We start from the raw sequence: 14255 nt of genomic DNA on the forward strand, positions 1-14255 counted from the left end.
GTGACGGCTGCCTCCCCGACCAGCACACCGGCGACCACCACACCGGCGACCACCACACCGGCCGGCGGAGCTGACCACCCGAGCGGCGTCGGGGGGGAGACCAGGGCTCGCGGCCGGGAGGCCAGGTCCGCTCCCCTCCTGACGCCTGCGCGCAGGACCGCCCTCGTCCTGCTGGCGCTTGGGGGGATGCTGGTGGTCAGCGTCGCGGTCTGCGTCGCGCTCGGCCCCGTGAACGTGCCGGTCGACGCCCAGCTCCGGGTGATCTGGGCGCACCTGTCCGGTCGCGAGCCCGCGGCTGCCGACGCCCGCTTCGACGCCATCGTGTGGAACCTGCGCCTCCCCCGTGTCCTGCTGGGCGCGCTCGCGGGGGCCGGGCTCGCCGTGGTCGGGGCAGTTCTGCAGGCACTGCTCCGTAACCCGCTGGCGGACCCGTTCATCCTCGGCACCAGCTACAGCGCCGGAGTCGGGGCTGTCACCGTCACCCTCGCCGGGTCGTCGATCGCCGGTGTCTACACGCTGTCCGCCGGCGCGTTCACCGGCGCCGCGGCCGCCACCGCCCTGCTGTTCCTGCTCGCCGGCCGCGGCCCGGAGGGCGGGACGGCCCGGCTGCTGCTCGCCGGGGTCGCGCTGTCGTTCATCGCTCAGTCGATCACCAACCTGATCGTGCTCATCGGCGACGACTCCGGCGGCCAGGCCGCCCGCGCGGTCCTGTTCTGGCTCATGGGCGGCCTCGGCGGCGCCCGCTGGACGTCCCTGGTCGTGGTCGCCTGCGTGCTCGCGCTGACCCTGCCGATGCTCGGCCTGACCGCCAGGACCCTGGACGCCCTCATGATGGGTGAGCAGACCGCCGCGAGTATCGGTGTCGAACCCGGTCGCGTCCGGGTCCGCCTGTTCCTGATCACCTCGCTGATGACCGGCTCGCTGGTCGCCGTCTGCGGTGGCATCGGGTTCGTCGGCCTGATGATGCCGCTGTTCACCCGGCTGCTGTTGCGGACCGCCGAGAACGCCCGCGTGCTGCCCGTCTGCGCCCTGCTCGGGGCGATCTTCCTGGTGTGGGCGGACCTGCTGGCCCGCATGGTGATCCAGCCCGCGGAGCTGCCCGTCGGGCTGGTCACCGCCCTCGTCGGCGGCCCGCTGTTCCTCTGGATGCTGCTGCGCCGCGGCTCCCGGGGCGGCATCGGTTTCGGGGCACTGCGATGACTGCGGACGGGGTCGTCACCACGGCCCCGGGCGGCGCCGGGGCAGCCCGGGACGGCGACGTGGCGCCGGCGCCCGGGCCGGCGGAGGGTGCCGCGGCGACGATGGTGATCGCGGGCCTGTCCGTCACCCTGGCCGGGGCCAGCGTCCTGCGCGGGGTCGAGCTCACCGTCCGGGCGGGGGAGCTACTGGGCGTCGTCGGCCCGAACGGCGCCGGGAAGTCGACCCTGCTGCGCTGCCTGTACCGGTCGCTGCGGCCCACCACGGGGGCCGTCACCGTCAACGGGCGGGACCTCCTCGCGCTGGACGCGGCGGCGTCGGCGCGGGTCACCGCGGCGCTGCCCCAGGAGCCGGAGACCGTGACCGGGCTGTCCGTCCGGCACGTCGTCGAGCTCGGCCGGCTGCCGCACCGCCGCCGCTGGGCCCCCGCCGGCCCGGCCGACGCCGCGATCGTCGAGGAGGCCATGCGCCGGGTCGGCGTCGAGGAGCTGGCCAGCCGCGACATCGGCGAACTGTCCGGTGGCGAACGCCAGCGCGTCCTGCTCGCCCGCGCGCTGGCCCAGCAGCCGCAGGTTCTCGTCCTCGACGAGCCGCTCAACCATCTCGACGTCCGCCACCAGCTCGACGCCCTCGAACTGGTCCGCGACCTCGGCATCACCACCGTGCTCGCGGTCCACGACCTGGGCCTGGCTCTGCGGTACTGCGACCGGATCGCCGTCCTCGACCGGGGTTCGGTCGTCGCCTGCGGCCCTCCCGGGACGGTGCTCGACACGGACCTGATGGCCACGGTCTTCGGTGTCGATGCCCGCATCCTCGACCTCGGGGAAGGTCGGAGGGCCCTGTGGTGCGAACCCCGCCGGCCGCTGACAGCCGCATCCCCGCCGGAGGAAGGTGACCTGTGATCGATCCGAGGCTGCTGTCCCTCGTCGGCCCCCGCCGCGGCACCGTCGCCGCCATCGCGCTGGTCGGCCTCGCCGCGACCGCGACCCACGCGGGCCAGGCACTGCTCGCCGCCGTCGCGCTCGTTCGCATCGTCGACGGCACCGGCTGGACGGTCGTGGCCGCGGCGCTCGCCGGCGCCGCGGCCATGCAGGTGGCGCGGACGGGTCTGCTCGCCGCCCGGGAGCGGTTCGCCGCCGACCTCGCCGGCGACGTGTGCACCCGGCTGCGCGCGCGAATCCATGACCGGCTTCTCACCGACAGCCCCTATGCGACTGCCGGGCGCCGCACCGGGGACGTGCTCTCCGTCGCGGTGGACGGCGTCGAGTCGGTGCGTGGCTATGTCAGCGGCTTCCTGCCGCAGCTGATCTCCGCGACGCTGAGCACCGCCCTGCTGACCGTCGTGCTTGTCGCCGTCGACCCGTTCGTCGCCGCGGTGCTCACCGCCTCCGCGGTCCTGATCCTGCTCGCTCCGCTGTTCGCCCGCCGGCTCACCGGCCCGGCGATGGCCACCTGGAGCCGGGACTACCGCCGCCTCTACGCCGACTCCCTCGACCTGCTTCAGGGCATGGTGACCCTCAAGTCGCTGAACGCCGACCGCCGCCGCACCGACGAGCTCGCCGCCACGTCCCGGACCTTCGCCGTCTCCTCCACCCGCGTCGTCGCCGCCACCAGCGCCTTCGAGATCGTGGTGGCGTTCGCGAGCGCGGCCGGCACCGCGGGCGCCCTCTGGCTGGCCGCTGCCCGCGCTCTCGACGGCGCGCTGTCGCCCATCAGCCTGGTCGTCGTTCTGCTCCTCGCCCGCGAGTACCTGCGCCCCTTCACCGAACTGGGACGCCGCTTCCACAGCGCCTACGCCGCCCTCGCCACCATCGAGAAGATCATGGAACTGGGGGGCGCGCCGACAGTCGGCGACCGGCCGGCGCCGCCCACCACCCACGAGCTCGGCGGCGACCATCGGGCGGGCGCGCGGCCCGGCCCCTCGGGTGAGGCCGGGCCGGCGCCCCGCCTCGAGTTCGTCGATGTCGTCGCCCGCTATCCCGGCTCGTCCGAGCCGGCACTGGACGGTGCCAGCCTCCAGGTGCCCGCCGGGTCGACGGTCGCCCTCGTCGGCCCGTCCGGTGCCGGCAAGTCCACCCTCGTCAACGTGCTGCTCGGGCTGCTTCCGCTCGAATCCGGCCGGATCCTCATCGACGACCGGGAGACCGACCTTGCCGCGGCCCGGGCCCGCGCGGCCGTCGTCAGCCAGGACGTCTATCTCTTCCATGCCACCATCGCCCAGAATCTCCGGCTCGCCGACCCGACCGCCTCCGACAGCGCCGTCGCCGACGCGCTGCGCGAGGCGGGCCTCGACGACGTCGTCGCAGCCCTCCCGGCAGGAGCCGACACCGTGATCGGAGAACGGGGCGAAAGCCTGTCCGGCGGGCAGCGTCAACGGCTCGCGCTCGCCCGCGCCCTGCTCCGCCGCGCGGACCTGCTTGTCCTCGACGAAGCGACCTCGAACCTCGACGGCATCACCGAGCGGGCCGTCCTCGACGCCCTCGACGCCCAGACCAGGCCGCGCACGACCCTCGTCATCGCGCACCGCCGCTCCACCCTGCGCGTCGCCGACCTCATCGCGGTCGTCAGCGGCGGCCAGGTCGAGGCGGCGGGCCCGCCCGCAGAACTACTCCCCGAAAGCGGCGGCCTGGCTCCCGCCCCCCGGGCCGACCGCGCGGTGGCGCCCCGATGACCGTGGCGCACGAACACCATGCGGCCCCTGCCCCTGCCCCTGCTCCTGACCCTGCCTCGGCGGCGGCTGGCCGGGGATGGCGCGATCTCCGTGGTCTCCTGCACCTCATCGGCCCCGATCGCAGACGGTTCGCCGCCGCTGTCGCCTGCGGCATCCTGAACCAGGCGAGCCTCATCGCCGCCGCCGCTCTCGGCGCCTACCTCGTCGGCCTCGTCCTGCGCGGCTCCGGCCGCCCTGACCTGACGCCTGTCGCGCTGGCGCTGATCCTGCTGGCGGTCCCGCGCTGTGTCCTGCCCTGGCTCGAAACCCTCTGGGCCCATGACGTCGCCTTCCGCACCCTGGCCCGGGTCCGCGGCGAGGTCCACGAGACGTTCGCCCGCCTCGCCCCTGGTGGGCTGATCCTGCGCCGCTCCGGCGACCTCAGCTCCCGTGCGATCGGCGACGTCGAAGCCCTCGAACTATTCTTCGCCCACACCCTCAGCCCGCTGCTCGTCGCGCTCGTCGTCCCCTCCGCAGCCCTCCTCGTCGTCGCGGTCGTCGCACCCTGGCTGCTGCTGCTCATCGCACCGCTGCTGGTCCTGCTCGCCGCGGCACCCCGCCGCTGGACGGCGAGCGCGGAGGCCGACGGGGTCGCCATCCGCGAAGGCCTGTCCGAGGTGACCGTCGCCGTGACCGACAGCATCCAGGGCGCCCGGGAGATCGCCCTGTTCGACGCCGCCGCCTGGCGGCGGACCCAGCTCGCCCAGGCGGGTGCCCGCCTGGTGCGCGCACACCACTCCCACGCCGCCCGCGCCGGCCGGCACGCCGGCCTCGTCGACGCCATCACCGGATTCGGCGTCCTCGCCGCCCTGGCCCTCGCCGGCGCGCTGGTCCGGGCCGGAGACCTCCCCGGGGAGCACCTGCCGGTCGTCGTGGTGACCGTCGCGTTCGCCCTTGCGCCGGTCAGCACTGTCGTCGAGGTCACCCGCGAGCTCAACACCAGCGTCGCCGCCGCCGGGCGCATCGTCGACCTGCTCGCACTGCCCGCCCCCGTCACCGACCTCGTCACCACCGACCCGGAGCCCGTGGCCGCCGCACCAGCGCTGGAGTACCGGGACGTGCGGTTCGCCTACCCGCTCACCGGCGCAGCGACGGCCATCAGCCCCGACGGTCAGGCCCGGGTCGCCCCGGGCCGCGACGTGGTCCACCGGATCAGCTTTCGGGTGGGCGCCGAGCAGATGGTCGCGCTGGTCGGTAGATCCGGATCCGGCAAGTCGACACTGGCCGCGCTCGCCGTCCGCTTCTTCGACGCCGACCACGGCGCCGTGCTGGTCGCCGGCCACGACGTCCGGAACTGGACCACGAACGGCCTGCGCAACCACATCACCTACGTTCCGCAGGACCCCTACCTGCTGACCGGAACCATCGCGGCGAACCTGCGGCTGGGACGGCCCGACGCCACCGAGGAGCAGATCCTCGCCGCCGCGGACGCAGCCCAGGTCACCCGATTCGTCACCGAACTCCCCACGGCTTTCGACACCCTCGTGGGTGAACGGGGCCTCAGCCTCTCCGGCGGGCAGCGACAGCGGATCGCCCTCGCCCGCGCCCTGCTTCGAGACAGCCCCCTCCTCATTCTCGACGAGGCCACCTCCGCGCTCGACGCGGCGACCGAGACGCTGGTCCTCGACGGCATCCGCCGCTTCCGGGCCGGCCGGGCGACCCTCGTCATCGCCCACCGCCTGAGCACCGTGGCCGACGCCGACATGATCGCTGTTCTCGATGCGGGGCACGTCGTGGAGGCGGGGACCCATACCAGCCTGTTCCAGCGCCAGGGCGTGTACCACCAGTTGGCCGCCGTCCAGCTCGACGGGCTTCCGACCGACCGAGGCGACTCGCCGTAGGCCGCCCGCTGCCCGGCCTTCCGCCGGCTCTGCCGCGCCATATCCGTGTCGCCGGCCATTCCCGCCATCTAGAATAGATCATTGTGGTCGGGTCCGTGACACGGGAACTCAGCAGCCCGTGCCTGGCTCGGCCCGAACACCCGGATCCGGCACCGGCGGAATCGAGCCGGAGTCTTCCTGCGTGGGCCGGCACGCCGGCCGGCAGGGCATCGCGGGGCGCGGTGCTGGCCGGTCTCACGGTCGGGCTCGCCGTCGGGGCACATGAGGTGTCCACCGGAACGGGGCCGTCCCTGCCCGTCACCGCCGTCGGTTTTCTGCTGACGTGCCGGGTGGGCTGGGGGGTCACCGCCCGCCGGGTCTCACCGGCACGGCTGGTCGGACTGGTGCTGGCCATTCAGGTGTGCCTGCACGTCGCCTTCGCGATGAGCGCGGCCGGACACGCCCACCACCCTGCGTCGCCAGCCCCCGGGACCGCCCTCGCCGTCCCGGGGCACGGGCGGGTGGAGCTCTTCCACGGCGGACTACCGGTGATCGCGGGCCATGTCCTGGCCGCGCTGTTCCTGGCCGGTTGGCTGGCCGCGGGGGAACGGCTGTTGTGGCGGGCCGCGCGTGGCGCTGCGTCAGCCGCCCGGCGGGCTGCCCGGCGGCTGCGTTGCCGCCCGGCGGCCTTCCGTCCGTCGGCGTTCCGCCCGCCGCCCGCGGCCTTCCCGCATCCGCCGGCGGTACGGCTGCTACCGCTGCGCCACGCGATCGCGAGGCGGGGACCACCCCGTCCAGCACAGGTCTGACGCGTTCACGCACGGCCCGGCCGGAGGCCGCCCCGTGCGCACCTCAAGCTTTCCACGTACGTCCCCGCTGCGTCCGCATCAGTCGCGGTCGTACGTGCCGACACCGCGGACTCTCCGTCGGCACGTCGGCACGTCGGCCTGTGCTTCGACGCAGCACCCGCGCAGGTGATCACCGGCTCGCGGCCGGGCCGGCCCATGCTTCGAAGCCAGCTGAACGCATGTCGTCACCGGGGTCGTAGTGCAGGGGCTGTCCACCGTCCGCTGCTCCGGCAGCCGCCGGTCACGCCAGTGCTCCACACGACTCTCCGACGGTTGATGCGAGGACGCCGCCGGCGCGGGACCACTTCATCCTGGAGACAACGTGATCCTCAGACCTCCGTCCGTGACCGCGCCCGGCGGCCTCGGCCGTCAGTCGGCCGTCCCGCCGGTACCCCCGGCATCCACGACCAGGCGTGCCGCGGGTGAACTGGAACGGGCTGTCCTCGCCCTGCTCTGGTCCGCCGGCGAACCGCTGATGCCGGCTGCGGTCCAGCACCGCCTGGGGGGCGGACTGGCCCAGAGCACCATCGCGACCACCCTGCTCAGGCTGGTCGCCAAAGGCCTGGCCGACCGTGCACCGCACGGCAAGGGCTTCGCCTACCGACCGTTGCTGCGAGCGGAGCAGCACGCCGCGGTCCAGATGATCGACTTCCTGCGCCGCGGGGACCGGCCCGACGACGTGCTCCGCCACTTCGCCAGCGAGCTCCCGCCCGGCTACCGGGAGGTACTTCGCGCCGCGCTGACCGTCCCTGGCTGACCGTCCCCGGCTGGGCCTCGCGGGCCGGGCGTCGCGGGCTGACAGCCGCACCCCACGACCGATCGCACCGACCCGGTGTGCCGCCGCAGGCCACGACGCGCGGCGGCACACCGGCACACCGACGGATCGGTCCGCTGATCTGCTCAGGCGCTGAGCTGGTCAGGCGAGAAGGGTCTCGCCGACGAACCCGCCCCGCGCGCATCCCGGCGGCAGCGCGAACACGGCCGAACCCACGGGAGTGATCCACTCGTTGAGCAGATCGAGTTCCGCCAACCGACGCTGGATGGGTACGAACTGGCCGGTGACGTCGGCCTGGTACGAGGCGAACAGCAGCCCTGAGTTCGAGACCTGGCCTCCCGTCGGGCCGTCGTCGTAGTTGTAGGCACGGCGGAAGATCCGTTCCGCCGGGTTGTCGGAACGGGCGCGTCGCACGTGAGAGAACTCTGGGATGACCGGGAAACCGATCGCGGTCGTCGCGGTGAAGTCGGGCTCGTCATGCTCCCGGGAGCCGGTCAGCGGGGCTCCGTTCGACAGTGACCGGCCCACGGCCTGCTCGCGTCCCGAACGATCCAGGCGATCCCACTTGTCCAGGTCCATTGCGATGCGACGCACCACCAGGGTGCTGCCGCCGGCGAGCCAGCCGTCGTCATCGCCGCACCAGACGAGCCGGTCGAACTCGGCCGTGCCCGGAGTCGGGTTGGCGGACCCGTCGATCTGCCCGAACAGGTTGCGCATGGTGGTGCCCGTCGGTTCGGAGCCATGACTGCGGCGGAACCCGGACTGCCGCCAACGCAGGGCGGCGAAGCCACGGCAGTCCTTCAGCAGCATCCGCGTGGTGTGGGCGACCGTGACCGGGTCGTCGGCGCCGATGTGGAGCAGCAGGTCACCACCGGTCCAGGCCGGCTCCAGGCGGTCGACGGCGAAGGCGGGCAGCGCGCGAAGCCACGGCGGCACCGCCGCGTCACCGGCCGCCCGCGCGACCAGACCGGGGCCGAAGCCGAAGGTGACCGTCAGCCGTGCCGGCACGAGCCCGAGCTCCGGCTCGGAGTCGGCCAGCGCCGGTTCGCCCCGGGTGAGCCGGTCGGCGTCGTCGGTGAGAATGCGCAGCATGCGGCGGATCGCGTCCCGGTCGACCCCGTCGTGCAGGTCCAGGGCGAGGAATGTCGCGTGCGCCTGCGGCGTCGTCGCGATCCCGGCCTGACGGGCGCCGTGGAACGGCTCGGTCCGCCCGCCGTGGAGCGGCGCCACGACCGGCGCCACGACCGGGGCGTCCTCGCCCGGGCCGAGCATCTGGTCCGCGCCGATCGCGGTGAAAGCGCCACCGGCGGCGACGCCCCCGCCCACCAGGAGCCGCCGGCTCGGCCCTGCCCGCCGCCGACCAGGCCCGGCTCCCTGGTCGGCCGCCATCAGCGGGTGTTCTCCGCGGGAGCCCCGGTCGGTTCCGGTGTCGCGCCGCCGCTCCCGCCGCCCATCCCGCCCATGGGCATGTCACCGTCCTCGTAGGTCTCGTTGGCACCCGAGTAGTCCTTCGCCGGCGCCGTGAACGCGAACGTCGAGCGGTCGGAGAACGTGATGGTGAACGCGACCTCGTCGCCCGCGCTGATCGGATCCGTGAGGTCCATCAGCATGAGGTGGTTGCCGCCGGGCTCGAGGGTCAGGGTGCCGCCTGCCGGTACCACGAAGCCACCCCGGCGGGGTTGCATAATCATTTCTCCGGTCGGGTTCTCGACCGTCTCGTGCAGCTCCATCTCCGGTGACGACGGGCTGGTCGCCGAGACGACGGTGACGTCCTGGGAGCCGTTGTTACGGAGCTCGCCGAAAGCGGCGGACATGCCGTCCGGTGCGGCCTTCACCCAGGCGTCCTCGATCGCCATGGTCGCACCCGCCGGACGGGCGGTGGGCCCGGCGGCGGGTGGCTCGCCGTCCGATCCGCATCCGGCCAGGAACAGCAGCGCCGCGCCGGCGAACACGCCGAGGCGAGCGGTCAGACCAACCATGTCCGTCTGGACTCCTTCTGTGTGATGAGGGCGTGGTCACGGCCGCGGTGGTGCCGGCCGCCCGCTGCGTCGCCGCACCGAGCTGTATCCCCAGAACAGCGCCAGGGCCGCGCCCGCCCCCACCGCGCCGACGACGAGGGCACGTACCCACGTCGCTCCGGCGGGTTCCGTGGGTTCTGTGGGTTCCGCGGCCGAGGCAGCGCCGGCGGCCGGCTCGGCCGACGTGGCGGTGGGGCGCGCCGAGGTGGTCGGAGGCAGTGCACCCGCGGAAGCGGGGGCCAGCGCTGTCGCGCCCACGGCGAAAGGGATCAGGCCACTGATCGGATGACCGTCCGCGGACACGACGCGCCAGCGGACCTGGTAGGCGCCGTCCGGCGCGCCGTCGCGCAGCGCGGCGGTGACGGCCGTGCCCTGCGTGACGGCCGAACCGCGCGACCAGTCCGTCCCGGCGTCGTCCGCGACGACCACGACGGCGCCGATGGTGAGAACGTCGGCGGAGAAGTGCAGCGTGACCGCGGCGGGTGCCCGCGAGAGGCGTTCCCCGTCGGTGGGACTGCTCGACAGCAACTGGCTGTGCGCCGAGGCCGGAGCCGTACCGGCGACCAGCATCACGGCCACGACGAGCAGGCCCGAGAACACCTCCGCGGCACGGCGGGTCACACCCATGCCCTGCCGCGAACGGCCGCACCGGATGCCCACGATAACCCACCGCCCTGTTCTGCCGTTTTCGAGTTCGTCGAAGAGGGTCGCGGGACACGAAGAACCGGCCTCGCGCCCCGTGGCCGAAAAACCCGCGAGGAACCACACCCCCGGACCAGGCGCCGATTCACCGGCGACCGAGCCGTTCTGATGCCCTGGGCCAAAGCCCACGGCAGCTGCGGCCAAGGGGTGGACGGCCGCCGACAGGGCGACGATAGATGTACGACAGGCTGTCGGAGAAGCGGGTTTCGCGAGATGTACTCCACACGCCGGGGCGGGACCCCAATCGCGCGTGCCCACTTCGGCCAGCGCATCCAGCGGGGTGGAGCGGTTCCAGGTTGGTCTGTCGCGGTGAAACAGAAAGCGCCCGTCCCCCGAGACAGGGACGGGCGCTTTCTTACTGCGAGCGGGGATTACTCGACATCCACCACGGGGCTGCCGGGGCGGCAGCGCACGGGCAGCGGCTCGGAACCACAGCCGGTCAGAATCCGGAGAATCTGCGGGTCGTGGTCGCTGGCCTGGTCGGAGAACTCGGCGTTGATGTGCACCACACCGTACGAGTAGCCCTTGATGGTCGGGCTGATGAGGATGTGGTCCAACGTCTGCGAGTTGCCGTCGAACACGTAGCTGTACCGCTCGTTCGCGGGCAGGTCGTTGATCAGCGTCCTCAGCAGCGCACCGTTGTCGGTCAGCGTCGCCAGGGTCGGGCTGAACTGGTAGTCGTTGATGTCACCCAGCACGACCACGCGAGCGGTGTTGCCGCTCTTGGCCGCGAGGTCGGCCACGAAGGTGCGGACCTCGGTCGCCTGGCTGACGCGCTGGCCCTCGGAGGTGCGGGCCGGCGGCTGCACCGCGGCGGTGAGCGGGTAGTCGCCGCCCTTGCTGGTGAAGTGGTTGGCGATGACGAACAGCTGCTTGTCGCCGTCGTACCGGAACTCGCCGACCAGGGGCTTGCGGCTGGCGTTCCAGGCGGAGCTGGTCGGGTTGATGCGGCCGGGGGAGGCCGACAGCATGATCTGGTTGCTGGTCGGCCGCACCTTCTGCACGGTCACGGCCGTGTCCGCGTCGCCGCCGGGACGGTCGACGAAGGTCGTCCGGGCCGGGTTGAACAGGAACACCTGGCGGATGTTGCCGCCGGGGGCGCCACCGTCGGTGCCGTCGTTGGGGTCGATCGAACGCGACTGGTAGGTCGGGCCGCCGGCCGCCTCGATCGCCGCGATGAACCTGGCGATGGTCTGGTCGGCCGCGACGACGCCGCCACCGGCGGTGCCGTTGTTGTCCTGGATCTCCTCCAGGGCGAGAATGTCGGGCTTGCCGAGGTTCACGACGACGGCCTGGGCCAGCCGCGCGTACTTGGCGTCGGAGTCGGCGGCGGTGAGGTTCTCGACGTTGTAGGTGACGATGGACAGGTCGCCGGCCTTCTTCGGCGGGGTGACCTTCTGCGGCCTGAGGCTGCCCTCGGTGATGGCGCCGAGGGCGGTGGTCTGGATGACGTACCCACCGAACGACTGGTAGTCGACGACGCCGACCGAACCACCCGCGAGCGTGGAACCGACGTTGGCGGCGGGGGCGCCGTCCAGGGCCTGGATCATCAGCCGACCGCTGTTGGGGTCGTCGTAGGAGACGTACGCCGAACCGCCGCGCGGGGTCGGGTTCTGGGCCGGCTTCAGGGTGACCCAGAGCTCACCGAACTCGGTGTTCACCGGGCTGATGAGACGGGTGTCCTGGGCGACGGTGACCCGCATGCCCTCGTGGACCTCCAGCCAGTCGAGCGCATACGAGCCCGGCTCGAGTGGCTGGGCCTCGAGGCTGCCTGTCTTGGTGAAGGCGTCGGCGAGGCTGACGGGGGTCGGTGTGGGAAGGGCGTTGCCGCCGGTCAGCCTGATGGTGTTGATCGGGCCGCCGAGCTCGGTGAGCGTCTGCGCGCCGGCGGTGGGGCGGTACTCGGTGACCCGGCCGGTCGCCAGCACCGAGTCGCCGATGGCGACCGCGGGGGTGGTGGAGCCGGTGAAGACGAAGAGACCTTCGCTGGTCAGCGGGTCGGCGTCGGCCGACGGGTCCTGCATCCAGTAACCGCGGGAGCTGCCCGTGGTGCGGACGGCGGTCACAACACCGGGCACGTTGGTGACGCTCTGGCCGACGATCGGGGAGATCCGACCGGCACCCTGGATGTCGTGGATCCGGGTGGTGCCGGGGGTCGGGTCGGTGGGGTCGGTCGGGTCGCCGGCGGTCACGGTGACGCCGGCCGTGTTGGTGGCCCTCGGCACGCCCGAGGTGAAGTCGACCGAGTTGTTGTCGGTGTCGACCATGGCACCGCTGCGGGCGTTCGCCGTGGTGTTGGTCAGCCCGGGGGCGGCGAGGGTCTCGACGTTGGCGGTGGCGCCATAGCCGACGAGGTCCTTGACGTTCGGCGCTGTGGCGCAGCTGATGCCGCAGCCGACCAGCGGGATGGCGGAGGTGACCAGGGCGACGACGCCGGAGGTGGCCGACATCGGAACGCTGCCGGTGGCGTCGGGCGTCGGCAGGTCGAGCGTGCCGCCCGCGCCGGCGGCCTGCCGGATCAGGTAACGGCCGTTGGCCGGGATCGAGCCGGACAGGGCCGTCATCTGGAAGACCGCACCCGCCGCTGAGGCGTACTGAACGCTCCAGCCCTCGACGCTTACCGGGCTGCCCGTAAGGTTCGCCAGCTCGATGAAGTCGTTCCTGAAGGCCGCCCCCGAGTTGCCGCCTCCGCCGTAGACCGCGGAGATGACGACGTCGGCCGAGAGCGCGTTCGCGGGGGCCGGGAGGGCCGTCAGGCTGGCCGCGGCCACGAACGACAGACTCGCCGCCGTGGTCCAGCGGCGTGCGCTGAGATGTGCCAAGGTGCTCTGCTCCTAAGGGAAGGTGATCCCAGGAGCATGCTGCCCGGCGTGATCTGGTGGAAGTATTAATTTGACGAACTGTCGTGATTGCCCTATGTGTTCCCTATTTCTTCTCGTCACGTTTCACTGCTGGTAGGTGCGGTGCCGAGGTCCGGCAGGTCGATGACCTCCTGCTGCAGGGTGCCGGCGTCGTAGACGAGCAGGCCGTCGTCGCGGCGCCCCGCGCCGGAGGTCGTGCGATGCGGGTAGGCGCGGCCGTCGTGGCGCAGGTGGAGCACCTGGCCGCCGCGGACCATCGTGACGAAGTCGGCGATCATCCGCCGGTGGCAGCGCCACCACAGCGTCTCGGCGCACATCACCGCCGTCCGCACTGTTCCGGCCTCGGTGAGCAGCTCGTCGACCGCCTCGGCGAAGGCCGGCGTGCGCGTCCAGGCGGCGTAGCCGGCGAACGACCGGTTCACCAGCGAGACGTCCGGGGAGTCCACCGGGGCCGTCCGCCGGCCGCCGAGGCGCGGCTCCCAGCGGTAGGCCACCTCGGCGGCCGGCAGCCACCGTTCGATGTTGCGCCGCGCCACCTGCGGGTTGTGCCGGCTTCCCGGCATCGACCTGACATCCACCAGCAGCCCGACCCCGGCGCCACGCAGCAGCTCGACCAGGCTGTCCTCGGGCAGGGTGCCATGGCCGACGGTGAGCAGAACCGGCGCCGGAGTCACCCCGCCGGTGTACCCGCCGGCGTCCGACCGCATTGACCAGGGCCGTGTCATTGACCAGGGCCGCGTCGCTCAGCCGCGCAGGCCGCGCCGGTGGAGGACGTCAGCTGACCGCCAGGACGATGGCCGCGCCGAGGCTGCCGAGCCCGACGGCGAACGCCATCTCGGGCAACCCGCCGTCGCGCCGTCGGAAGAGGCGGTCGAGCGCGAGCCGCCCGGCGCCGATCGCCGCCACCGCGGTCGCGACCACCGCGATGCACAGCGGGTACTCCATGCCGCCGTCGGTTGCCCACAGACCCTGCGGCACGGTCACGATCATCGCATTGATCATCACACCGATCACGGCCGCGGCCGCCAACGGAGTCAGCAGGCCCGCGGCCAGGCCCAGGCCGCCGAGGAGCTCGCCTGCTCCGGCCAGCCCGGCGAAGAAGGTGCCGGGGTGGTAGCCCAGCTCGGTGAACCCTCTGCCGGTAGCGGTGAGGCCCTCGCCGCCGAACAGGCCGAAGAGCTTCTGTGCGCCATGCCCGGCGAGCAGCAGGCCGAAGGTCATGCGCAGGAGCAGGAGCCCGAGGTCGTCGGCGGACACGGCCGCGGGACGCGCGACGGTCCGGGCCGCGCCGGGTGGGGCCGGGGCGGCCCGGACCGTCGCGCGT

Annotated in this window: 12 protein-coding genes; 6 read left to right on the forward strand and 6 right to left on the reverse strand. The window is 73.0% G+C overall.

What is annotated here, in order from left to right; genetic code table 11:
• The 6 genes from AB1460_RS09465 (at position 1) to AB1460_RS09490 (ending at position 7332) form a co-directional block, all read left to right on the forward strand.
• Positions 1 to 1200 carry a FecCD family ABC transporter permease gene (locus AB1460_RS09465; RefSeq protein WP_368960389.1) on the forward strand — a complete coding sequence of 400 codons (1200 nt, stop codon included), beginning with the start codon at positions 1 to 3 and terminating at the stop codon, positions 1198 to 1200.
• Positions 1197 to 2099, forward strand: a complete 903-nt coding sequence (locus AB1460_RS09470) for an ABC transporter ATP-binding protein (protein ID WP_368960391.1) — start codon at positions 1197 to 1199, stop codon at positions 2097 to 2099. Before AB1460_RS09465 ends, AB1460_RS09470 begins: the two co-directional genes overlap by 4 nt.
• The gene (locus AB1460_RS09475) at positions 2096 to 3868 is read left to right on the forward strand and encodes an ABC transporter ATP-binding protein/permease (protein ID WP_368960392.1); all 1773 of its coding nucleotides are present in this window, start codon (positions 2096 to 2098) and stop codon (positions 3866 to 3868) included. Before AB1460_RS09470 ends, AB1460_RS09475 begins: the two co-directional genes overlap by 4 nt.
• Positions 3865 to 5748 carry an ABC transporter ATP-binding protein gene (locus tag AB1460_RS09480; protein ID WP_368960394.1) on the forward strand — a complete coding sequence of 628 codons (1884 nt, stop codon included), beginning with the start codon at positions 3865 to 3867 and terminating at the stop codon, positions 5746 to 5748. Before AB1460_RS09475 ends, AB1460_RS09480 begins: the two co-directional genes overlap by 4 nt.
• Before the next feature lie 221 nt (positions 5749 to 5969).
• Entirely contained in the window at positions 5970 to 6536 is a 567-nt protein-coding gene (locus AB1460_RS09485) for a hypothetical protein (protein WP_368960395.1), read from the forward strand.
• A 361-nt stretch (positions 6537 to 6897) separates the two neighbouring features.
• Positions 6898 to 7332 (forward strand): BlaI/MecI/CopY family transcriptional regulator, encoded by a 435-nt coding sequence (locus AB1460_RS09490; protein ID WP_368960397.1) that lies wholly within the window; start codon positions 6898 to 6900, stop codon positions 7330 to 7332.
• A gap of 159 nt (positions 7333 to 7491) precedes the next feature.
• Here AB1460_RS09490 and AB1460_RS09495 read toward each other — a convergent pair whose 3' ends face one another.
• From AB1460_RS09495 to AB1460_RS09520, 6 genes are all read right to left on the reverse strand, one after another.
• Positions 7492 to 8739 carry a Dyp-type peroxidase gene (locus AB1460_RS09495; RefSeq protein ID WP_368960398.1) on the reverse strand — a complete coding sequence of 416 codons (1248 nt, stop codon included), beginning with the start codon at positions 8737 to 8739 and terminating at the stop codon, positions 7492 to 7494.
• Positions 8739 to 9329, reverse strand: a complete 591-nt coding sequence (locus AB1460_RS09500; protein ID WP_368960400.1) for a copper chaperone PCu(A)C — start codon at positions 9327 to 9329, stop codon at positions 8739 to 8741. The genes AB1460_RS09495 and AB1460_RS09500 overlap by 1 nt, the downstream gene beginning before the upstream one ends.
• Before the next feature lie 36 nt (positions 9330 to 9365).
• Positions 9366 to 9989 carry a copper resistance CopC family protein gene (locus tag AB1460_RS09505; protein WP_368960401.1) on the reverse strand — a complete coding sequence of 208 codons (624 nt, stop codon included), beginning with the start codon at positions 9987 to 9989 and terminating at the stop codon, positions 9366 to 9368.
• A 452-nt stretch (positions 9990 to 10441) separates the two neighbouring features.
• Entirely contained in the window at positions 10442 to 12892 is a 2451-nt protein-coding gene (locus tag AB1460_RS09510) for an endonuclease/exonuclease/phosphatase family protein (RefSeq protein ID WP_368960402.1), read from the reverse strand.
• Positions 12893 to 13008: 116 nt separating this feature from the next.
• The gene (locus AB1460_RS09515) at positions 13009 to 13638 is read right to left on the reverse strand and encodes a DUF488 family protein (RefSeq protein WP_368960403.1); all 630 of its coding nucleotides are present in this window, start codon (positions 13636 to 13638) and stop codon (positions 13009 to 13011) included.
• 67 nt (positions 13639 to 13705) lie between these two features.
• On the reverse strand, positions 13706 to 14255 hold a 550-nt coding region (locus AB1460_RS09520), incomplete at its 5' end, for a DoxX family protein (protein WP_368960405.1).

Origin of the sequence: Parafrankia sp. FMc2 (assembly GCF_041008525.1) — a bacterium.
GTDB lineage: Bacteria > Actinomycetota > Actinomycetes > Frankiales > Frankiaceae > Parafrankia.